Source organism: Haladaptatus sp. W1 (assembly GCF_001723155.1).
Taxonomy (GTDB): domain Archaea; phylum Halobacteriota; class Halobacteria; order Halobacteriales; family Haladaptataceae; genus Haladaptatus; species Haladaptatus paucihalophilus.
On record NZ_MEIH01000073.1, the window covers coordinates 1 to 21,021 of the forward strand.

General features: G+C 64.7%; 23 protein-coding genes and 3 pseudogenes. 8 read left to right on the forward strand and 18 right to left on the reverse strand.

The window, feature by feature from the left end; translation table 11 throughout:
- Positions 1–20: 20 nt before the first annotated feature.
- The 4 genes and pseudogenes from cobA to BG842_RS29550 all read right to left on the reverse strand — a co-directional run bounded on the left by cobA (position 21) and on the right by BG842_RS29550 (position 2,578).
- Positions 21–848 carry a uroporphyrinogen-III C-methyltransferase gene (cobA, locus tag BG842_RS04015; RefSeq protein WP_069449776.1) on the reverse strand — a complete coding sequence of 276 codons (828 nt, stop codon included), beginning with the start codon at positions 846–848 and terminating at the stop codon, positions 21–23.
- Entirely contained in the window at positions 849–1,568 is a 720-nt protein-coding gene (locus BG842_RS31025; protein ID WP_254662884.1) for a DR2241 family protein, read from the reverse strand.
- 39 nt (positions 1,569–1,607) lie between these two features.
- A pseudogene (locus BG842_RS31030) lies at positions 1,608–2,432 on the reverse strand (CbiX/SirB N-terminal domain-containing protein); the annotation flags it as partial.
- Positions 2,429–2,578: a hypothetical protein gene (locus BG842_RS29550; RefSeq protein ID WP_175424073.1), complete on the reverse strand. Its 150-nt coding sequence runs from the start codon at positions 2,576–2,578 to the stop codon at positions 2,429–2,431. The gene BG842_RS29550 and the pseudogene BG842_RS31030, both read right to left, overlap by 4 nt.
- Positions 2,579–2,907: 329 nt before the next feature.
- On the opposite strand from BG842_RS29550, the gene BG842_RS04025 reads away from it, so the two are divergent.
- The 3 genes from BG842_RS04025 to BG842_RS04035 all read left to right on the forward strand — a co-directional run bounded on the left by BG842_RS04025 (position 2,908) and on the right by BG842_RS04035 (position 5,406).
- Positions 2,908–3,237, forward strand: coding sequence for a hypothetical protein (locus BG842_RS04025; protein ID WP_069449778.1), 330 nt, complete (start codon positions 2,908–2,910; stop codon positions 3,235–3,237).
- Between the two features lie 110 nt (positions 3,238–3,347).
- Positions 3,348–5,126 (forward strand): nitrite/sulfite reductase, encoded by a 1,779-nt coding sequence (locus BG842_RS04030; protein WP_069449779.1) that lies wholly within the window; start codon positions 3,348–3,350, stop codon positions 5,124–5,126.
- 1 nt (position 5,127) lies between these two features.
- Positions 5,128–5,406 carry a DUF6360 family protein gene (locus BG842_RS04035; RefSeq protein ID WP_069449780.1) on the forward strand — a complete coding sequence of 93 codons (279 nt, stop codon included), beginning with the start codon at positions 5,128–5,130 and terminating at the stop codon, positions 5,404–5,406.
- 1 nt (position 5,407) lies between these two features.
- Here BG842_RS04035 and BG842_RS29555 read toward each other — a convergent pair whose 3' ends face one another.
- The 7 genes and pseudogenes from BG842_RS29555 to BG842_RS31045 all read right to left on the reverse strand — a co-directional run bounded on the left by BG842_RS29555 (position 5,408) and on the right by BG842_RS31045 (position 10,563).
- Positions 5,408–5,665: a hypothetical protein gene (locus tag BG842_RS29555; protein WP_026177874.1), complete on the reverse strand. Its 258-nt coding sequence runs from the start codon at positions 5,663–5,665 to the stop codon at positions 5,408–5,410.
- A 162-nt stretch (positions 5,666–5,827) separates the two neighbouring features.
- The gene (locus BG842_RS04045; protein WP_026177873.1) at positions 5,828–6,988 is read right to left on the reverse strand and encodes a glutathione-independent formaldehyde dehydrogenase; all 1,161 of its coding nucleotides are present in this window, start codon (positions 6,986–6,988) and stop codon (positions 5,828–5,830) included.
- Positions 6,989–7,217: 229 nt separating this feature from the next.
- Positions 7,218–7,619 carry a hypothetical protein gene (locus BG842_RS04050; RefSeq protein WP_254662882.1) on the reverse strand — a complete coding sequence of 134 codons (402 nt, stop codon included), beginning with the start codon at positions 7,617–7,619 and terminating at the stop codon, positions 7,218–7,220.
- 60 nt (positions 7,620–7,679) lie between these two features.
- Positions 7,680–7,961, reverse strand: coding sequence for a helix-turn-helix domain-containing protein (locus tag BG842_RS32950; RefSeq protein ID WP_394327455.1), 282 nt, complete (start codon positions 7,959–7,961; stop codon positions 7,680–7,682).
- A pseudogene (locus BG842_RS32955) lies at positions 7,953–8,329 on the reverse strand (bacterio-opsin activator domain-containing protein); the annotation flags it as partial. The gene BG842_RS32950 and the pseudogene BG842_RS32955, both read right to left, overlap by 9 nt.
- Positions 8,221–10,191, reverse strand: coding sequence for a PAS domain S-box protein (locus BG842_RS04055; protein WP_394327454.1), 1,971 nt, complete (start codon positions 10,189–10,191; stop codon positions 8,221–8,223). The pseudogene BG842_RS32955 and the gene BG842_RS04055, both read right to left, overlap by 109 nt.
- 75 nt (positions 10,192–10,266) lie before the next feature.
- Positions 10,267–10,563, reverse strand: coding sequence for a hypothetical protein (locus BG842_RS31045; protein WP_254662886.1), 297 nt, complete (start codon positions 10,561–10,563; stop codon positions 10,267–10,269).
- Here BG842_RS31045 and BG842_RS31050 point away from each other — a divergent pair.
- Positions 10,459–10,677, forward strand: a complete 219-nt coding sequence (locus BG842_RS31050) for a helix-turn-helix domain-containing protein (protein ID WP_254662883.1) — start codon at positions 10,459–10,461, stop codon at positions 10,675–10,677. The two genes, BG842_RS31045 and BG842_RS31050, sit on opposite strands and share 105 nt — an antisense overlap.
- Here the strand turns inward: BG842_RS31050 and BG842_RS04065 are convergent.
- Together BG842_RS04065 and BG842_RS04070 are read right to left on the reverse strand one after the other, a co-directional pair.
- The gene (locus BG842_RS04065; protein ID WP_069449783.1) at positions 10,599–10,841 is read right to left on the reverse strand and encodes a hypothetical protein; all 243 of its coding nucleotides are present in this window, start codon (positions 10,839–10,841) and stop codon (positions 10,599–10,601) included. The two genes, BG842_RS31050 and BG842_RS04065, sit on opposite strands and share 79 nt — an antisense overlap.
- A 28-nt stretch (positions 10,842–10,869) precedes the next feature.
- On the reverse strand, positions 10,870–11,307 hold the full coding sequence (locus tag BG842_RS04070) for a hypothetical protein (protein ID WP_069449784.1): 438 nt from the start codon (positions 11,305–11,307) through the stop codon (positions 10,870–10,872).
- A 180-nt stretch (positions 11,308–11,487) separates the two neighbouring features.
- On the opposite strand from BG842_RS04070, the gene BG842_RS04075 reads away from it, so the two are divergent.
- On the forward strand, positions 11,488–13,131 hold the full coding sequence (locus tag BG842_RS04075) for an acyl-CoA synthetase (protein ID WP_069449785.1): 1,644 nt from the start codon (positions 11,488–11,490) through the stop codon (positions 13,129–13,131).
- Here BG842_RS04075 and BG842_RS04080 read toward each other — a convergent pair.
- Positions 13,128–14,342, reverse strand: coding sequence for a PQQ-binding-like beta-propeller repeat protein (locus BG842_RS04080; RefSeq protein ID WP_069449786.1), 1,215 nt, complete (start codon positions 14,340–14,342; stop codon positions 13,128–13,130). The genes BG842_RS04075 and BG842_RS04080 overlap by 4 nt on opposite strands.
- Positions 14,339–15,682 (reverse strand): PQQ-binding-like beta-propeller repeat protein, encoded by a 1,344-nt coding sequence (locus tag BG842_RS04085; protein ID WP_069449787.1) that lies wholly within the window; start codon positions 15,680–15,682, stop codon positions 14,339–14,341. Before BG842_RS04085 ends, BG842_RS04080 begins: the two co-directional genes overlap by 4 nt.
- 107 nt (positions 15,683–15,789) lie before the next feature.
- Here BG842_RS04085 and BG842_RS04090 point away from each other — a divergent pair, with 107 nt between their 5' ends.
- Entirely contained in the window at positions 15,790–16,203 is a 414-nt protein-coding gene (locus tag BG842_RS04090) for a hypothetical protein (protein WP_069449788.1), read from the forward strand.
- 125 nt (positions 16,204–16,328) lie between these two features.
- The gene (locus BG842_RS04095) at positions 16,329–17,492 is read left to right on the forward strand and encodes a mechanosensitive ion channel family protein (RefSeq protein WP_069449789.1); all 1,164 of its coding nucleotides are present in this window, start codon (positions 16,329–16,331) and stop codon (positions 17,490–17,492) included.
- A gap of 13 nt (positions 17,493–17,505) precedes the next feature.
- On the opposite strand, the gene BG842_RS04100 is transcribed toward BG842_RS04095, so the two are convergent.
- Together BG842_RS04100 and BG842_RS04105 are read right to left on the reverse strand one after the other, a co-directional pair.
- Positions 17,506–18,927 (reverse strand): carotenoid oxygenase family protein, encoded by a 1,422-nt coding sequence (locus BG842_RS04100; RefSeq protein ID WP_069449790.1) that lies wholly within the window; start codon positions 18,925–18,927, stop codon positions 17,506–17,508.
- Positions 18,928–19,016: 89 nt separating this feature from the next.
- Entirely contained in the window at positions 19,017–19,325 is a 309-nt protein-coding gene (locus BG842_RS04105; protein WP_069449791.1) for a hypothetical protein, read from the reverse strand.
- A 143-nt stretch (positions 19,326–19,468) separates the two neighbouring features.
- Between BG842_RS04105 and BG842_RS04110 the strand changes: the two genes are divergently transcribed.
- Positions 19,469–20,692, forward strand: a complete 1,224-nt coding sequence (locus BG842_RS04110; protein ID WP_069449792.1) for an MFS transporter — start codon at positions 19,469–19,471, stop codon at positions 20,690–20,692.
- Between the two features lie 9 nt (positions 20,693–20,701).
- Here the strand turns inward: BG842_RS04110 and BG842_RS04115 are convergent.
- Positions 20,702–21,021 (reverse strand): annotated as a pseudogene (locus BG842_RS04115) (hypothetical protein); the annotation flags it as partial.

The window sequence follows — 21,021 nt, forward strand, 5'->3', positions numbered from 1 at the left end:
TTCCCGGAAATCGCGTTCCATCACTCGACCCCCCGTTCGGAGACCGCGGTGTCGGCGAACGACGGAACGCCGACGGACGGCGCGCCGTCAAGATACTCCGCCACGCGGTCGCGGACAGAAACGACGTCGCCGACGACGGTGACGGCGGGGGGTTCGATGCCCACCTCGTCGCGGCGTTCGACGATGGTGTCGAGCGTTCCCGTCACGGTGAACTCGTCCTCGCGGGTCGCCCGCTCGACCATCGCGGCGGGCGTGTCCGCCGGGACGCCAGCGGAACGCAACGCGGCCACGTTGTCCGGCAGTCGACGGACGCCCATCAGAATCACCAGCGTTCCGCCCGCCCGGACCGTCGCGGCGAGCGCGTCCCAATCGAGGGCGCTTTCGGCCTTCGTCGGGTCCTCGTGCCCCGTGACGACCGTGACGCAAGACGCGTGGTCGCGGTGCGTGACCGGAATCCCGGCGACGCCGGGCGCGGCCACCGCGCTCGTGATGCCGGGCACGATGTCGAAGTCGATTCCGGCGGCCGCGAGGTGTTCCGCTTCCTCGCCGCCGCGGCCGAAGACCGTCGGGTCACCGCCCTTCAGTCGAACTACGTCCCTTCCCTCGCGGGCCAGTCGGACGAGCAGGCGGTTTATCTCCTCCTGCGTCGTCCGTTCGCCGTCCGGACCGGGGCGTTTGCCGACGTACATTCGCTCGGTCGACTCCGGACAGGAATCCACGATTCGGTCGTCCGCCAAGTTGTCGTGGCAGACGACGTCCGCGCCGTTCAGCAGTTTCCGCGCCTTTACCGTCAGCAGTTCCGGGTCTCCCGGCCCTGCACCGACAAGATAGACTGTTCCAGTGTACATTTACGTCTCGCCTCCGCATCGTCTCGCGCTCCGATACCGCGCTCGGTAGCCGTCGGAGTCGGTCGATTCGTTCGATTCACCCGTTTCGCTCGCGCCGTCGAGTTCCGTCCCGTTCGACTCGCTCGCCTCTATCTCGCGGAACTCCCGCACCTTCGCGATGAACAACGAACACGGCTCCCGGCAGGGGAACTCGCCGTCCCCGCGCGGAACCGCGATTTCGTCGTCGTCCGCCGCGTCCCATTCGCGCCGCGCACTGCACTGCCCGTCGACGCAACACGCCTCGACTGCGTACTCCAGTTCGTCGCGTCCGAGGTCCGCGACGTCGGCGTAGATGCCCGTCTGCCGTGCCGCGGTCTCTCGGAAGTGGGTCACGTCGAGTTCGCCGTTCTCCTCGCGGTACCAGTTGGCTATCGAGGCCGGGTACACGAACTCTATCGCCTGCAGGAGGGCATCGGCGTCGAGGTCCGACAGCACCCACCCGGTCGGGAGCGTCGCCGCCGTCGCCAGCGGACGGTACTCGCCGTCGTCGGAGAACCGCACGGCGTCGCGCGTTTCAGTCGGGTCGGCGTGGGATTCGAGGTCGGTGCGGTCCGCGTCGCGGTCATCGACGTGCCGCAGTTCGTAGCGCCGACCGTCGTCGGTGTTCGTGACCGCGACGGAGAGTTGGCCCCACGTTTGCGGCGTATCGCGGTGGAGTGCGTTGTGGTCCACCCACGTCACGAACGCGTCGCGGGCCGCCTCGGCCTCGCTCCGCTCGGCTTCGGCGTCACCGCTCGCTCCGTCCGTGTCTCGGGGTCGCGTTCCATCGCTTTCGGCGTCGAGACGGTCTCGCGCCCGTTCGAGGACGACATCCGCGACGAGGGGTTCCGTTCCGACGGCACCCGAGTACCAGACCCGGTTGCCGTCCACGTCTGCAGGGGTCGGGAACCCCGTCGCCGCGTCGTCGGTCAACCCGATATCCTCGGGGATATCCTCCCGGGTGTGGTAGCCGTCGGCGACGAACAGCGGGACGACGACGAGTTCGTCGCTCTCGAAGTGGGCCGTCAGGTCGTCGATGTACGGCGCTTGGTCCATGAACAGCGCGCGCACCTCGTCGAAGCGCTCGCGGTCGTCGATGGCGTTCGCGTGGTCGCGGGTTGCCTTCGCGCTCCGGGGGTTGCGCTCGGTGCCGTGGCCGACGATTGCCAACCCGACGTCCGAGCCGACGGACGGGTCGCCGGTGACGCGCTCGGCGCGCCGGACGATGACGTCGGCCATCGACTCGTGCGTTCCGACCGGCTCGGCGTAGCGGACCGTCTTGTCTACGTCGAGGTCCCACCCGTCGATCAGACGGAGTTCGCGGGGCAGCACCTGTTCGGTAAAATAGCCCTCGCTCGTGAACACGGGAACGACGACCACGACGCTCGACTCGACCGTTCGAAGGACGTTCCGAAGCGACGGCGCTTCCTTCCAGAACGCCTCGCGCACCTCGGCGAAGATTCCCCGAGAGCGAAGCTCGTCGGCGTGGTCGTACACCGGTCTGGCGGACCCCGAGTTCCGATGTGAGCCGTGCCCGACGAGGACGAGCGCCGTGTCCGCCGTCATTCTTCCAGTTCGTCGTTCTCCTCGTCCCGGTCGTCGGAGAGGTGTTCCCAGATTTCCGTGCATCCCGCGCCGTCCGGAACGTCCTTCAAGTGGTCGTCGTCGCGGTGTTCGTTGACCGTCTGCTCGGCCACCGGCTTTTCGCTCACCGTCCGTCACCCCGTGCGGTGAACCGTTCGTCCGTCGTTTCGGCGACCGACCGGTCCGTCAATCGGCGCGTGGCTGAATAGCTGATGTTCATCACAACCCGCTTTATCGCCTGCCCCCTAAATCGCGTCTCTACCCGTAATTCCGGCCAGTGCTCCCATTTAGCGGTAAGAAACGAGGGTATCTCGGACCGGGATATATCGCCGATTTGCGCCGTTCGGGGGGACGGCGGTGGGCGTATCGAGCGTTGGACCGTTCGTGACGCGTCAGGCGATTCGGCGGGGATTGCGTCGGCCGGTGTATTGAGGGTTCGAGGCCGCCGAGCGTGGGCATGGTGACAGCGGTTCGGACGCTGGACGAGGGTGCGTGGGTCAACGTGAACAACACGCGAATCGTCGGCGTCAGCGACATCTGGCGACTCGCGGACCACGAAGTCTGTGACTGCGACGTCGCGCTGTTTCTCGTGGAGGTGTTCACCGACATCGGCGTCGATGGGGAGTGGGTCGAGGCCCGCGCCGCCGGACAGTGTATCGGCTGCGGGGAGCGCGACACGACGGGATGGCTTCGCATCGGCCGCCCCGACAGAACCGGTACCGGCGAATTTCGGGCGGTAGACCCCGAAGGAGTTCACCGTCCATCGAAGACGCGCGGTCATGACTGAGCGACCCTCGCCCCGTCGCGGGTCGGTGCGAACGTTGCCGGTATTCCCGACCCCCGGCGGACCTTGACGCGGAGGGCGATTGTTTACGGGTACCGTCTGTAGGGACCCCCATGCCGACCGACGTGGAACAATGGAAGGACGAGGTGTACGGGGAGGAGATTCGTGACCACATGCGTCGATTCGCCGAGGAGGGCTGGGAGGCCATCCCGGAGGACGAACACGACGCGTGGTTCGAGCGGTTCAAATGGTGGGGGCTGTACCACCAGCGCGACGGCCAAGAGAGCTACTTCATGATGCGCATCGGGCCGCCGAGCGGCGTGCTCGAACCCGGACAACTCCGAGTCATCGGGGAAATCGCCCGCGACTTCGCCACCGGTCCGGCCGCGAACCCCGAGTTCGGCAACGGCTACGCCGACGTGACGACGCGGCAGGCGGTCCAACTGCACTGGATAAACATCGAGGACGTGCCGAAGATCTGGGACCGCTTGGACGAGGCGGGCCTCTCCACGAAACAGGCCTGCGGTGACTCGTGGCGGAACATCGTCGGCTGTCCGGTCGCCGGGAAGGACAAACGCGAGTTCGTGGACGCGCTTCCCGTCGTCGAGGACCTCAACGAGAACTTCAAGGGCAACCCGGAGTACGCCAACCTGCCGCGGAAGTGGAAGGTGTCGGTGACGGGGTGCCGCGAGGGCTGCGGACAGGGCGACATCAACGACGTGGGCATCGAACCCGCGGAGAAAAACATCGACGGCGAAACCGTCCGCGGGTTCAACATCCGCCTCGGCGGCGGACTGGCGGGCCGCGAACCGCGCTTCGCCCGCGACATCGACGTGTTCGCCGAACCCGACGAAGTTACGCCGATTCTCGGCGGTCTCTCGGGGCTGTTCCGCGACTACGGTAACCGCGACAACCGCCGCCGCGCCCGCATCAAGTTCCTCGTGGACGAGTGGGGGCCGGAGAAGGTCCGCGAGACGCTGCAGGAGGAGTACGTGGACTTCTACCTCAAGACGGCGGGCGAGGACCTCCGCGAGGAGTACTCGTACAACGCTGGCGTCCCGGACGACCACGGCCACGCGGACCACGTTGGCGTCCACGAGCAACCCGACGGCAACTACTACGTCGGCCTGAACGTCCTCGTCGGCCGCGTCGGCGCGGAAGAGATGATAGAGCTCGCCGACGTCGCCGAGAAGTACGGCTCCGGCGAGGCACGGCTCACCCAGCGCCAGAATATCATCCTGATGGACGTGCCGGAAGAGCGCCTCGACGCCATGCTCGACGAACCCGTCTTGGAGCGCTACAGCCCGGACCCGCACCCCTTCCAGCGCGGCTCCATCGCCTGCACCGGGACGGAGTTCTGTTCGCTCTCCATCGTGGAGACGAAGAACCGCCAAGTGCGCCTCTCGCGCTGGCTCAAGGAGAACGTCGAGCTTCCGGAGGACGTGGCGAACTTCCACATCCACCTCTCGGGCTGTACCGCGTCCTGTGCCCAACCCCAAATCGCGGACATCAGCCTCCGCGGCATGAAGACGAGAAAGGACGGCGAAACCGTCGAGGCGTTCGACATCGGCGTCGGCGGCGGCCTCGGAAAGGACCCGAGCTTTGCGACGTGGATACAGGAGCGCATCGCCGTGGACGAGGTGCCCGGCGCGATTCGGAACCTCGTCGAGGGCTTCGCGGCCCGACGCGAGGACGGCCAGACGTTCCGCGAGTTCGTGAACGCGCTCCACGCCGAGGAACTCGAAACCCTCGCCAGCCCGGAAGAAACCAGCTACGAAGACCCGTACATGCACAACACGAAGAAGACGTGGTATCCGTACGCCGAGGACGACGACATGGAGTCGAGTCCGGCCCCGAACAGTCCGGTGGACTCCGTTTCCGGGGACGACTGAGATGGCCGACCGCGTGCTCTCGGTGACGGCCTACACCACGTTCGACCTGCTGGACGCCGTGGCGGAGGGCCACGGCTGGACGGACGAGGCGATGGCCGTCCTGAACGTCAAAACGCCGCGAAACGACCCCGACGAGGTGTTGCTCCAACTCGAACTGGACAACACCTCCCTCGACAACCTCCCCGCGCACGCAGAAACCGTGTCGCTGTCGCCCGACGAGGCGCGAACGCTCGCGGGCGAACTGGAGCGATACGCCGAAAAAGTCGAGGACGCGGCGTAGGTTAGAGGTGGCACCGAAAGCCACACGAGGAGCACCGAAGCGTGTCGTGCTCCCGAACGATGACGCCGATACCGCACTCCGCGCAGGTTCCCTCGTACGTGGCCGACCCCGACGAGGTACGCAAGACCGTATCCCGGATACGCTCCAGTTCGTCTATCTTCCGGCGTTGTTCGTTCAGCTGACGCTGTAGTCGAGCTATCTGGCGCAACTGCCGCTGACGCTCGTCCCGTCGCGCGCTCCGTCTCCCCCGCATTTCCATGTGCTCACCACCGTTTAAACGGAGGGGACGGACACGCATTAACCCGTGCTCATACTCAGAAAGGTATTTATTACTTTTTCGCATACCAGCCGCTCGTCACGTCGGACCGATGTCGTCGTTCGACGGGTATCGACACAAAAAAGAGTTGGTCGTGGCTTCGGCTCAGGGTTCGAGCAGCACTTTCGTCACGCCTTCCTCGCGGTTGTCGAAGCGCTCGTACATCTCGGGCGCTTCTTCGAGGTCCACGCGGTGTGAGACGACGAAACTCGGGTCGGCGCGTCCCTGAATTATCAGGTCACGGAGTTCTCGGTTGTACTCCTTGACGTTACACTGGCCAGTGCCGACCTTCAGCCCCTTCTCGAAGAACTTCCCGAAGTCGATGCCGAGGCGACCCTGTGCGGCCATCTCGTCCGGCGCTCCGGGGTCCGAGGGCACGTACAGGCCGGGGACGCCGAGTTGACCGGTCGCCCGGACGACCTGAATCAGTTGGTTGAGGACCACGGCCGGGTTCTCCCGCGCCGGGTCGTAGGCGTCGTCGCTCACGTCCGTCTCCGGGTCGATGGCTTGATAGCCGACCGCATCGACGCCCTTGTCCACACCACCGCCGTGGATGCTCTTTATCTGCTCCACCGGGTCCGACTCCTCGAAATTGATGGGCGTTGCATCGCAGTGTTTCTCGGCGAGTTCGAGTCGGCTGTCGACCCTATCGACCACGTAAATCTCCGCCGCGCCCTTGATTTTGGCGCTGTAGGCGGCCATCAGTCCGACCGGTCCGGCACCGAAGATGGCGACGGATTCACCCGGTTGAAGGTTCGCCAGTTCCGTCCCGTGCCATCCCGTCGGGAAGATGTCCGCGAGCAGGATGAACGAATCCTCGTGTTCCCTCCCTTCCGGAAGTTTGAGAGCGTTGAAGTCCGCGAACGGCACGCGAAGTCTCTCGGCCTGTCCGCCCTTGTACGGCCCCATGGCGACGTACCCGTATGCACCACCGGCGAAACCGGGGTTCACGTTCAGACAGAAGCCGGTATAGCCGTTTTCACAGTTCTTACACACGCCACAGGCGACGTTGAACGGAAGGACGACGCGGTCACCCTCTTCGAGCGTCGTCACGCCGTCGCCCACCTCGTCCACGATTCCCATGTTCTCGTGCCCGAAGACGATACCGGGGTCGGCGTCGGTTCGCCCCTCGTACATGTGGAGGTCCGATCCGCAGATGGCCGTCGTGGTGATGTCGATGACGACATCGTTCGGGTGCTCTATCTCCGGTTCATCTACCTCTTCTACGTCTACGTCGTGCGGTCCTTGGTACACGACCGCTTCCATTGACATTTCAATCCACCCCAAAGAGGCCACGCTACTCTCACGTATGTCGTTATTCGAATTGATATGGTAGCTTCGGGGTGAACAGAGCCTTCACAGCGCTCCTTTCCCCGGCAAACGTGTCGAACGGTTGAAGGCGTACAGGGAAGAGCGGACGACGAGTGAATCGTCTCCGCAATCTTTGTCGGTTGTCGGAAAATACGCTCTCGCTACTCGCGTTCGTCGGCGGCGCTCACGTCCGACTTTTCGGATGGTCGTTCACGTCGTCCGTCTCCGAGTCGCGGCATAGTTCGAGTCGTCGTTCGAGTTCCTCGTGTCCCCAATACCGGACGGTTTCGCTCCGTGCTTCGTACGTCAGAATACCGCAGTCTTCCAACATCGGCAGGTGAATGTGGTGGAGGCGAATCAGCGCCGTCTCACGACCGCAGGAATCGTCGTGCTGAACGAGCAAGTCGATGAGTTCGTCCACCGTCGTAAGCGGCGATTCGACGAGATACTGGCAGAGAGCACGCCGCTGTGCGTCCGAGAGGATTCGCTCCACGGTTCCCGGCGGTAACGAACTGTCACTCTCCTCCTCCGGGTGTCGTCGACTCGTTTCGAGATGTGTGTCGTTTGGTTGCTCCGAGTCGCTCATCATTACCTACAATCCGTTCCGGGGGCACCAGTCCTTTGCCTCAGTACTGAGGTATCGGGGTCAGTCTATCCGTGGACGCTCCGAAAACAGCAGCGAGAGGAGTTTTCGCTCGGCCGTTTGGAGGTGTTGGTGAAACGTGGGCGAGGAGATATCCAGCGTGTCAGCTAGCTCCGCCCCCGAACTCGCGCGGGGGTAGTCGAAGTATCCCGCGAGATACGCCGCTTGCAGGATTTCGGCCTGTCGTTCGGTGAGCGTCTCGCCCAGTTCGTGGTAGAACTCGGAGGTCGAGTGAAACGGCCGGTCGCGGGACTGCTTCGAGAGCAGACTCGTCTCCTCGTACACCTCCTCGACGGCGTCCAAGAAGGGACGAACGCGGGTGTTCGCCGGGACTTCGACGACGATGCTTCCCTCTCCGTCTTCTATCGAACCACGTTGGACGTAGGCACCGCGTTCGATGAGCGCTTGGGCGGACGTTTCGGTTCCGCAAAGCGCCACCTCCAACAGAGTTTCGTCGCCGGTCTCTTGGATGACACGGACGTGTTCGACCATGGGTGACTCGTCCGCGCGTTCGATGACCTTCTCGGGGGAGCCCCGCTCAACGTCACGTAAAACAGGTAGACGTCGTCCCGTCGAGGGACGACGCCATCGAGTTCGAACGAACAGCCGAGTTCCTCGGACGTGACGACGAAAAACGAACCCGTGTTCGTGATCGAGAATTCGAGTTCGAGGACGCGGTCGGAGTAGAGGAGTTTCTTGCTCTCGACGGCGTTGATGGCGTGGCCGATGGTTTCCCCAACTCGCTGAACACGCTCCGCTCGCGCTCGCTGACCGACGTCAGTTTGGACGCGTACACGACCAACACGCCGTAGGTGGTTCCGCGGTAACTGATGGGGATACACGCGATGGAACCGTACCCGCGTTCGTTGGCGGCGGATGTGAACGACTGCGGCAACGACGACAAGGACGACACGTCCTCGACGACGTTGAACTGTCCCGTTTGGAGGGCGGTCCCGGCACCCCCGCGTTTCGACTTGGGCCCTAACTCCGTAATCAGGTCCAGATAGTCGTCGTCGATACCGGCGGCCGTCTGAACCACCAACCGCTCCTCGGTCGACGAGAGCGTTGCGATGAGGGCACCGTGATAGACGCTCGAATCCGCGAACCGTTCACAGACGGTCCGTTCGATCTCCTCGCGCGACGGCGCGGCAACGAGGGCTTGATTGATATCCCGAACGATGGCGTTGATGCGGTTCAGCGTCGTCAATTCGTCGCGCTGTCGGGCGATGTCGCGCTCGCGTTCGGCCCGTGTCAGGGCCGTCTCGGTGTTGGTGGCCAGCACCCGCATCAGGTCGAAGTCGATGCGGTCGAAATCGCGGGGGGTCGTGGACGCGGTGATGAAGATTCCGTGTTCGCCGAGCGGAACGATGATACCGCTTCGAACCGGTGTGTCCCGGTCCGCCACGCTGGGCGTCGCATCGAAGTCGGAGATGGCCCTCGGTTCGTTCGTTTCGAACACGTCCCACGCGAGGTCATCGTCGGACGTGTACGTCGGAACGTCACCGTCGAACAGGTTATCGACCCGTTCGGTCATCACGGCCGGTTCGAGCACGTCGTCCTCCGAAAGGAGGTAGATGCCGGTCGCGGGCAGGTCGAGGACGTCGGCCGCGGTTTCCACCGCGCGCTGACAGATGGTTTCAGGAGTCGACGTTTCGAGCATCTCGTGCGTCGTCGCGTGTAACCTGTTGAGGGCCTCCTCGCGCCGTTTCCTGTCGCTGATGTCGTGGAAGATGCCTTGAATAACTCGTCGCCCGTTCAGTTCGGTCGAGTTCGAATTGATGGACACGGGGATGCGATTCCCGTTCGAATCGACCACCGAAAGGCCGTGGCTGTCCGGAACGGACGCGTCGTCTTCGCGCGGTCGTTCGAACAGCGCTTCGTATCGGTCGCGGTCGTCCTCGGGGTGGAGTTCGGACTGGTGCATCCCCTCGATTTCCTCTATCGGCCGGTCGAGGAGTTCGGACGCCGCCCGGTTCGCTTCCAGAATCGTCCCCGTTTCCGCGTCGGCGAGAAAGATAGCATCGGGGGCGGTATCGACCAGCGTTCGATACTTTTCGGTGACGGTTTCCAGTTCCCGTTGCCGTTGTTTCCGTTCGGAGATGTCACGAATCGTGGCGGTGAACAGTCGCCGGTCGTGATACCGGTGTTCCCGGAGCGAAAAGGAAACCGGAAACTCCTCTCCGTTTCGACGGATTGCGGTTCGTTCGAGACCGCTGTGTTCGACCGTCGAGTCCGCGTTCTCGACCTGCAGTCGAAACTGGTGGAGATACGCCTCTTGATATCGCTCCGGGAAGAGACTCCGTATCGACTCGTCGAGCAACTCGTCTTGGTCGTAACCGAAGAGTCGTCCCGCCACCTCGTTCGCGAATACGATGGTTCCGTTCTCGGAGATCGTCACCACCGCATCGAGCGCATCCCGGACGATGTGCTTGAAAAAGGCGGTCTCCGCTTCGGTTTCCGTCTTGGCAAGCGAGGACCGCGTGGAGGGATTTTCGTTCGAAAGCGGTTCGGTCATGGTTGGGAGAATCACGCAGTCGATGAGTAAGAGGCTTTTGCCCGACGTCCGAACGATGGGCAGGGGATGGAGTATTTAAACCGCTTGTATACACTGGTAGAACACACTGGGACGTCGGTTCCCGTTACCTTCCATGAACACGTTCGTCGAAGTCACGGTCCCGGTCGAGGAGTTCGCCCTCGAAGCGACGTTCGCTCGCGTCCCGGACGTTCGCGCCGAGGTGCTTCCCACGGTCGGCTCCCGCCCCATGGGAACGTCGGGTTCAGCATGGAGCAGTTGGAAGTGTTGCAGCTGGCGGCAAAACACGGCTACTACGACGTCCCGAGGGGAATCACGCTCCGCGAGTTGGCGGACCGAATCGACGTCTCGCATCAGGCGGTGTCGGAACGCATCCGTCGGGCGCACGGTCACCTCATCGGGATGCTGAGTTCGTCGGCGAGCGCGTCGTCGACCCGTTCGATGTCGTCGTCGAACACCCAGAGGTAGGGAAACGCGCGGTCGGCGTCGTGTGCGACGAGTCGAATGATCTCGAAGGTGGCCGACGGAACCGCGCGAAGCGTCTCGGCGAGGACGAACTCCGCCGTCGGCAGGGTGAACTCGACGACCGTGCTCGTTCGAACCCGTTCCGCCAATGGATTGTTCTCCGTCACCGTCTTCGGATACTCGAACGGCCGTGATCTATGATTCGGCTTCGGCACCTCTCCGCTCGTACCGGTAACTCCGCTTTACGACGTCGTAGAGCAGTTCCTTGTCCACGATGTCCGTGTTCGCGGAGAGCCAGACGTGGGGGTCACCGGTGAGGTCGTAATCGACGATTCCGACGAATCCGAGTCGCGGGAGGTGTCTTCGAACCATCCGTTCGCGCAGTCGGGTCCGTTCGTCTACGTCCGAAATCGTGGCGACCGAACGCACGAGTCTCGGGAGCGCAATCGTAGTCTCGTCGTGGTGAAAGAGGACGTAGATGATGTGTCGGGGTTCCTCGTCCGCGAGCACCGAAAAGAGACGAGCGAGCGACTCCGCGGTATCAACGACGAGCGGAGAGCGATGGGAGTCGCTCCGACGGTCGTTGGGTGGTGACACCGACGAAACATCCGGCAGGGGCTCGTCGTCCTCCATCGACGTATGCTATCCACCAGTATCGTCATTCCATCTCTGGTTTCGCTTTCACCCATTTTTAGACGGGGGGCTCTCCGTTCCGCGACCGCTCGCCGACAGGTGTCCTCGAAACGAACCGCAGCCGGAAGTGATTGCATCGTTAGATAATAATTATACGTTCAGTCTACGACGTTTCCCGTGATGAACGGTCACAATCTCCATGATTACGACAGTGAACGAGAGAGCTTCGAGTGGGACGACATTTTCGCGAAAGCCGATTGGAATGCACCCGAGCGACTGAACATCGCCCACGAGGTTTGTGACCGACACGCGGATGACCGTGGGAAAGTCGCGCTGTACTACGCGGGCAAGAACGGCGAGCGGGAAACGCTCACCTTCTGGGAACTGGCCGAGGAGTCCAACCGCTTTGCGAACGTTCTCTCCGACTGTATCGACTCCGGCGACCGAGTGTTCTCCTACCTGCCGCGAATCCCGGAGCACTACGTCGCGCTCATCGGGACGCTCAAAGCGGGCGGCGTCTGGGGCGGTGTCAATGAGCGCTTCGGCCCGGACGGCATCGCCTACCGACTGGACGACTGCGACGCGAAAGCGGTCATCACCACGGCGTCGAACCGGGACACCATCGAGAAGGCGCTCGAAGACGCCCCTTCGGTCGAACACGTCATCGTCATCAGCGACGATGGGACGGGGATTCGACGCGGCGACGTCAGCTATCACGCCGCGATGGAGGATGCGGAAAAAGAGTACGAGACGGCCGAGACGGGCGGCGAGGACAACGCGCTGCTATACTACACGAGCGGAACGACGGGACTGGCGAAAGGCGTCCTCCACAAACACCGCTGGGTCGCCGGTGTCGCCGCGACCCAACGCTTCGCCGTTGACCTGCAACCCGGCGACTGTTACTGGTCCACCGGCGACTTGGGATGGCTGACCGGCCCCATCAACACGCTCGGCGCGTGGTTCTGGGGTGCGACGCTGTTCACCTACGAGGGCGAGTTCGACCCCGAAACGTGGGCGGGCCTGTTGGACGAGTACCCCATCTCGGTGCTGTTCAGCGTCCCGACCGCCTACCGGATGCTTCGGGAAAACGAGTCGGTACTGGACGACGCCGACCTCGACCTCCGCCACGCGCTCTCCATCGGCGAACCGCTATCCGCGGGCGTGGTCGAGTGGGGCGAGGAGACCCTCGGCGTCACCATCCACGACACCTACGGCCAGACCGAGACGGGCAACATGATAATCAACAACTACCCGACGATGGAGGTTCGGCCGGGAAGCATGGGCAAACCGCTCCCCGGCATCGAGGCCGCCGTCGTGGACCCCGAAAGCGGCGAACCCCTCGACCCCGGCGAAACTGGCGAAATCGCTCAACGCGGGGATTATCCGTGCTTCTTCGCCGAGTACTGGAACAAGCCCGAGAAGACGGCGGACTGTTTCGTGAACGATTGGTATCTCTCGGGTGACTTGGGCCACCTCGACGAGGACGGCTACTTCTGGTTCGAGGGCCGCGCCGACGACGTGATAATCTCCTCGGGCTACCGCATCGGTCCCTTCGAGGTCGAGAGTTCGCTCGGCGAACATCCCGCCGTCGCGGAGGCCGCCGTGGTGCCCAAGTCCCACCGCGAGCGGGGCAACATCGTGAAGGCATACGTCGTCCCGAGCGCGAGCGCGGAGCCATCGCCCGACCTCGCGGAGGACATCCAGACCCACGTCAAGGAGGAACTGTCCGCCCACGAGTACCCCCGCGAGGTCGAGTTCGTGGACGAACTGCCGAAGACCGTCACCGGGAAGATTCGCCGGACGGAACTGCGCGACGAGGACTAATCCTTCGGAACGAACCGGGCGACGGTCAACCCGTCGGTCCCCATACCGGCGGCGTAGACCGCACCGTCCGCGACGGCGGGGCCGTTGTCGAACCGCGCATTCGAGTTCGAGAATCGCCACGCGGTTTCTCCGGTTTTCGGGTCGAGCGCGCCGAGCGTCTCCGAGTAGGACCCGCTGAGCGACCCGACGGGGAGGTAGAGGTACTCGGAACTCGCGGCGATGCCGCTGGCGTAGCCCGACACGTACTCCTCCGATGACCAACACGCGGTCCCGGACGCCGCGGTAAACGCGTTCATCGTCGGCCCGTACTGGCCCCCGAACCCCACGTAGACGTGGCCGCCGTCCACCGCGAGATTGCCGATGGTCCCGACCTCCTTTCGCCACCGCTCGTTCCCCGAGCGTGCGTCGAGTGCGTACAGATTTCCGTCGTCCGAAGCGGCGTACACTCCACCGTCGGCGACCGCGGGGTCACAATTGATGCGTCCGTCGGTTTTGTATCGCCATCGTCGCTCACCCGTCTCGGCGTCCAGCGCGTAGAGGTAGGTGTCGTCGCTCCCGACGTAGACCGTTCCGTCGGCGATTGCGGGACGGCACTTCGTCTCCAGACCGGTCGAAAAGCGCCACCGTACCTCCCCCGTCGAGGCGTCGAACGCGGCCAGAAACATTTGACCTGAGACGAACACCGTCCGCTCGGTCGCCTGCACGCCGCCGCTGAGCAGGTGTGCCCTGGCGTCGGAGTCGGTCCGCCAGCGCTGCTCGCCGCTCATCGCGTCGAGCGCCGTGACGGAGCCGTCGTCCGCGACGAACACACGACCTCCGGCGACCGCCGCCGCCGAACTCACCGAGACGTTCGCTTGCCACCGGTGTTCCCCCGTCTTCGCGTCCACCGCGTGAACTTCCCTATCGAGGTTCGTGGTGTACACCGTCTCGTGCGCGACGACTGGAGGGGACGCACCCATGTGTCCGCTCATCGTGTACGTCCAGTCGATGCGAAGCGGCGGCGCGGGAACGTCGTCGCTCGGCACCGAACCGGTGTTTTTCGGCCCGCCGCGCTTGCTCGTCCAGTCGGACGTGCCGGGCGTCACGTTCGGGTCGATGGCACACTCCTCCGGCGGCGGGGACTGCTCCGTTTTCTTCGAGTCGGCCAGCAGGTCGGAACAGCCCGCACCGAGCGCGAGGCCGCCCGCCGCGAGGAAGGCGCGGCGCTTCATTCGTCACCCCGCGTCGCCCGCCGGATGGCACCGTACTGCGTCGCCACGAACACCGCACCGTCGGTGACCGCCGGACCCTCGACGACGGCGTTCGCGTCGCTCAAATCGGAGAAGAAGTCGTCATCCTCCCGATTCCCGACGTTCCCCCACAGCCGTTTTCCCGACGACGCGTCGAGCGCGCCCGCGCCGACGTAGACCGTTCCGTTCGCGACGACCGGCGCGCTCTCCATCGGCACGCGGCTCTCGTCGCGGTACGAATCCTCCGCGAGGTTCACGAACCGCCACCGTTCGGTTCCGTCGTCCGCGGAGAGGGCGTAGACGTTCTTCGAGGAGACGTAAACGGTCCCGTCGCGGACGGCGGGCGCGCTGACCGTCTCGTATCCCGAGTTGAACCGCCACCGCTTCGACCCGTCAGCCGCATCGACGGCGTGGAGGACGGACTGACCGACGTAGACCGTCCCGTCCGCGACGACCGGTGCCCGCGGCAGGTCGTGGCTCCCGTATCGCGGTCGGTACTCGTAGCGCCAGCGCTCGTCGCCGCCCGAGCGGGACAGCGCGAGGAGGTTCCCGGCGCGGGTCTCGGTGGTGTCATCGAACCCGATACCCGTGGTGACGTACACGGTATCCTCGGTGACGGCGGGTTTGGCGCGTATCCGCCACCGCTTGTGCGAGAAGAACGATTTGAGGGGCCGCTGTCCGTACCGCCAGCGAAGGGTTCCGTCCGTCCGTCTGAACGCGTGGACGGACCCCTCCCGGTCGCCGACGTAAACGTGGGCTCCGGCGACGGCGGGGGTCCCGACGGGCGCGCCCGTCGTGGTTCGCCAGCGGACGTCGCCCGAAGCCGCGTCGAAAGCGGTCAGCGCCCGGTCGTTCGACCCGACGAACACGAGGCCGTCCGCGACGGCGGGCGTTCCCGACCCCCCGTCGGGTAGTCTCACCGACCACTCTGGTTCCCCGGTAGTGGCGTCGAGGGCGACGAGCGCGCCATCCCCGTCCGGCCTGCGGCCGAGCAGTCCGGTCGCCACGAACACGGTGCTGTCCGCGACGACCGGACTGCTCACGCGGCCGTGTTGGACGGTTTCTTTCTCGATTACCGACTCGGACCGCGCGATGACCCAGAGTTTCCACTCGGCGAGCTTCGGGTCACTTCGGGGTGTGTTTCGCGCGCGAGAGTAGCCGACGTTCGTCGGCGTCCCGTGGGCGACCGGCCACTCGTCGTCGGACCGTTCGAGCGACGAGTTCGTCGGCGACGAATCGCCGGAACACCCGGCGAGCGCGCCGACCGCACCGACGCCGAGGGCGGCGACGAACCGCCGCCGACTGGGACGGTGGAGGGGCATGTCGATTGTGCCGATTGTTACGCCCCCTACATGAGTTTTCTGTGACGGGGGTGCTCGCCGCCAGTAGCTTGATACTCTCGTCAGTCGATACTTCTTCTCCTCCAACCATGTCCCAGAACAGACGTCCGATGTACATCGGGACCGAACCCGAAAGCGCGACGTGCGACCGCCACGGAGAGATGGAACAGCAAGCGCCAGTCGTCACCTTCGACGGTCACGTGCACGCGCTCACGAAACCCGTCTCCGTCCGCAACTGCCCGGAATGTTGCCTCGAAATCGCGCGCGAAAGCGGAGGACCGACGGGCTCCGAACAGGACGCGTTCGAGGCGTGTTGGCGACAGCTGGTGGACGCTGAGTGGCGCAACGGACTCCAGCGATTGTTCGTGGACCTCGGCCGCGGCGCGGTCGAGGAGGAGACGATCTACCTCCACGAGAAACTTGACGACGACGCGATTCCCGACTACTTGCGCGAATCGGCCGACTGGACGATACAGACGGCGGGAAGTTCGAACGCGGAGTGATGACGTCGGCCACGGCGAGGTCGTTTTTCCGCCCAATACACTGAAGCAGAGCGCGATTGACTCGGAATCCCGTGGTCGGAGTTCGGCCGGTGCGGAACCGGCGACGACGACACCGGAGATTCACCATGACCAATCTGTGGACTAACCCTCTCGGACTCGCCGAACTGCTTCCCCTGCCCGAAGCGCGAGTCTTACAATCGACGTTTCTCCTCGTCATCCTCGTCTTCGTCGTGTGGGTACTGTGGAAAATAGCGCCGCGGCTGAAGCGACAGGTCGACCCCCGCGTCGTCGATGTCGTCCTCCTCGCCGTGAGCGCCATCGTCGCGCTTTTTATCGGCCAGCGTGCCCTGTCGCTCTGGGCCAGCGCCGCGCCGAACGCACCGAATGTGGACGTCTTCGGCCAACTTACCGGATTTCGAATCGCCATCACCATCGGTGTCGTCGCGGCTGCCTACATCGGTTCGGGAATGCTCGTTCGTGCCGTGGACCGGTTTACAACAGAAACCGGGGGTCTCACGAGCCATCAGGGAGAGGTGTTCTCCCGACTCACGGAGGTCGGGGTGTACCTACTCGCCGCGTTGTTGCTGTTGAGTGTCTGGCAGGTGGACATCCGCGCGTTCCTCATCGGTGCGGGATTCCTCGGCATCATCATCGGCTTGGCCGCGAACGAGACGCTGAGCGCGCTCATCGCGGGATTCACGCTCATGTTCTCGCGGCCGTTCGAAATCGGGGACTGGATTCAGGTACCGCTCGAAAACGGGGGGGAAACCGACGGCATCGTCACCGACATCACGCTGTTCTCGACCCGAATCGAGACGTTCTCCGGGAAGTACGTCGTTCTCCCCAACGACCTCGTGACTTCGAACACGCTCGTCAACTTCGGGCGGAAGGGACGGCTCAGGCTCGAAGTGGAGGTCGGCATCGACTACGACGCCGACCCGAAACGGGGGGTCGACGTTGCCAAGAAAGCGATGAAAGGGGTCGACGACGTGTTGAACGTCCCGCGGCCGAACGCCGTGCTGACCGGGTTCGGGGAGTCCGCCGTCATCCTCGAACTTCGGTTCTGGATAGACCGCCCCAGTAGCCGCCGTCGATGGCGCGCGACGACAGCCGTCATCGCGGCGGTGAAGCACGCCTTCGACCGGGAAGGAATCAAGATTCCCGTCCCACAACGGGAGGTCGCCGGACGCGACGAAACCGGCGGCTTCCGGGTCGTCAGCGACTACCCCGACCAGTACGAGGGACGCGACCGGCGCACTCGACGCGACCCGCGGGACCGCCCCGACTGACCCGTCCACGCGATTATCGTCCCGTCAACTCGGGAAAGAACCGCCCGTGGAAGTCGAACGGAATCGGATTGGGTATCCTCGCCCGCGCGAGTTCGGCGAACGACTCGCCGTCGAGAACGACCAGCGACGACCGACCCTCGTCCCGGTGGAGTGCGACCGTGAGCACAACGCCGTCGTCCTCGCGCCCGCCGTCGGGGTTCGGCACGAATATCGGTTCGCTGAAACGGTGGTCGCCGGTTTCGTCCGCGAACTCCACGGCCCGGCCGGTTTCGGTGTCGATTTTCGTCACCGCTTGCGGCCACGTCGTCATCGGTTGGTCGGGCGATTGGGCGTAGACGTAGCGATGCCGCCGACACCAGCGGGCGGGCGAAACCGTCGGGAGCGCCGTCCCGTCGTGGAGTCGCTCGCGCTCGATGGTCGTCCGTTTGCCGTCTAGTTCGACGCGAAACCGCTCCAGTCGTCCGCTCAGCACGTCGAATCGCCCCCGTCTGAGGGTGTCGAGGTACAGCGTGTCGATGGCGGTCGCGTCCGGGATGGTTTCGAGGTCGATGACGAGTTCGTCTCCGTCCTCGTAAGCGTTGGCGTGGTGGAACCCGAAGAACGCGTCCGTCCGCGGTTCGGCGACGACCGCTCCCCGTCGTCGGTCGATGACGAGAAAGCGCGTCCCGCGCTCCGGTTTCCACTCGAAGTTCTCGATGAACGGCCCCTGTGTTCCCGGTTTGAGGAAGTCGAGCGGGTTCACCACGAAGGGGAACTCGGTGAGAACGACGTAGTTCGGCGTCAGCGCGAAACTGTGCATGTACGCAGGATCATCGACCGGAATCGAGCAGATGTGGCGGCGGTTCGTCGCGGCGGACATCGAATAGACGTGATAGTGGCAGCGTCGCCCGAAGGCGGTCTCGAAGTTCACCAGTTCGTCCGTCTCGGGGTCGCGTTTCAGGTGGGCGCAGGCGAGTTGGCCGGTCGGTGCCGGACCGTCGTACCGGACGTGTCCGAGCGTTTCGAGCGTGTCGGGGTCGAACGACACCCAGCGCGGCAGTTCCGTCAGCGCGAGGTAGTCGTCGCCGATTCGCTCCGCGATGATGTTCGCGTTGTCGTAGGGCTTCTCGAAGAGGAACGCCTTCAGGCGGTCGCGGAGCGTCGTCTCCCCCGTCGCGAACCCGCTCTCGAACGACCCGTTGCGGGCGGATTCGTAGGCCTCGGTGCGCAGGAATCGATTCCGGTAGGTGACGCCACCGTCTCCGAAGGTGAACGCGTGGAGCATCGCAAGCCCGTCGAACCAGTGGTCCACCGCCGAGTCTCCCACCTCGAACGCGCCGGGACCGTTCCGAATCAGCGTCCCCGAGAGCCAGTCGGGGAGCGTCCCGACGACGGTGCAGTCGTGGTCGATTTCGTCCGTCAACGTGTGAAAGCCGAGGGAGGTTCGGGCGGTCATTACGCGCGTTGACGGTGCGATACCCTGTAACCGTTCGGTCGATGGTCCGTCGCGGGCCGGGTGAGAGAAACGCGTCCCCGAAACCGGCCTCAATCGAGTTTATGCAGACAGTTTCCGCAGTAATCCGCGTACTCGGGGTTCACGGCGTCACATTGCCGACAGCGGACCTGTCCGCCGTGTGTCGAACTGGTCAATCGGGAACGCCCGCCGCCGAAACCGAACATCGCGGCTGCAATCGGCGACTCGGGAATCGGGCCGTACTCGCCGTTCATGGTTCGGTTCACGAGGTCATCGTTACGAAGCGCCATCAATCCCCGCCACAGGCCGAGAAACAGGAGCGTGGGCGCGACGACCAGCACGCCCGCGACGAACACCCGAAAGGCTATTTCGAGAGCCATGTAGTGCGTTGGCACTCGACAACCTTAGCTCTGTAATCCGACGGCGAACGGGGGACACGACCGTCGACGGACACGACGGTCGTTCGACCAGTCCGCCGCTGACTATACTTGAGTGGGTGACGTATCGATTCGCCACTACCCGCATGACCGATGGCCGTTCGCGTTCGTCCCGCTGGTTGTACGTCGCCGCCGCAGTCGGAACCGTCGGCACCGCCGGAACATACCAGTTCTCGTGGCCCGCCATCCGCGGCGCCCTGGGCGCGCAGGCGGCGGCGTCCGGGACGGCGCTGGGAACGATATTCTCGGTGATGGTGGTCGCACAGACGCTCACGGCGTTTCCCGCGGGATGGACCCGCGACCGGTACGGCCCGCGGATTCCGTTCTTCGCGGCCGCGGCGTTGTTGTTCTCCGGCTTCGTCGGGGCCGCCTTCGACCCGACGCTTCCGGCGCTCTTCCTCTGGTTCGCGCTCGGCGGCGCGGGCGTGGGAATCGCGTACGACGTCGCCATCAACACTCCCTCGCGGTGGTTCGTCTCGCGCCGCGGAATGGCGACCGGCGCGGTGAGCATGGCGTTCAGCGGGACGAGTTTCCTGCTCATCTCGGTCATCAAGCGGAGCGTCGAGACCGACTTCTCCGCGACGTTGCTCGCGTTGGGCGTGGCATCCGGCGTGACGGCGGTGACCGCCGCGCTCGTCGTTCACGACCCGGACGAGCGAGATTCGACGGGCGATGGGTCCGACGAGTCGGCGGGCGATTCGTCGCCTGACGGGTCATCACCATCGGGACCCGACGTCACGTGGCGGACGATGGTTCGAACGCGTCGGTTCTGGGTCCTGTACGTCGTGTTCGCCGTCGTCAACGGCGTCGGGCTGTTGCTCGTCGAGAAGGTCGTGGTGTACGCGGCGCACTTCGGCCTCTCGACGACCGCGGCGGTGACCGCGGCGTCACTGGTCGCGCTCGGGCAGGCGTCCGGCGTCATCGTCGTCGGTACCGCGTCGGACCGGTTGGGCCGCGTGCGCACTCTCACCGGGTCGCTGGTCTGTTGCGGTATCGCCCTCGCCGCGATGGTCGCGGCAGGTGGGATGGGAGCACAGTGGGCTTTCGTCGCGCTCGCCGGGGTCACGATGTTCTTCAGGAGTCCGTCGTTTTCCATCCTCCCCGGACTCGTCGGTGAGTACTACGGCGAGGAGTACTCCTCGGAGAACTACGCGGTGATGCTCACGGCGAAGTTGTGGGGAGGTATCTACGGCGGGGTGGGGACGAGCCTCCTCGTCCTCCGATTCGGGTGGTCGCCGACGTTCCTGTTGGGGGCGGGGCTGGCGTTCGTCGCCGGGGTCGGTGGATTTCTGACGCTTCGCGGCGACTGACGAAGCGCCTCACGTGGTCGCGTCGGTCCGCCGCTCGACGACGGTTCCGTCCGCGCCGACCGCGACCGACCGGGACGGTGCAACCGCGATGCCGTGAAGCGTCCCGTTGGCGGGCGTGAGGGTTCGGTCCCACTCGCCGTCCGCTCGTTCGTAGACGACGCCGGTCTCCCCGCACGCGGCGACCGCCCCGTCCGCCGCCGAGACGGCCCGAATTCCCTCGTCGCCGAGTCTGGTCGGCGTCCACGTTCCGTCGTCACCGCGGTAACAAATCCCGTCGTCGGTCGTCACGTACCGGCGACCGCCGCCGGTCGCCGTCACGTCGGTCAGGG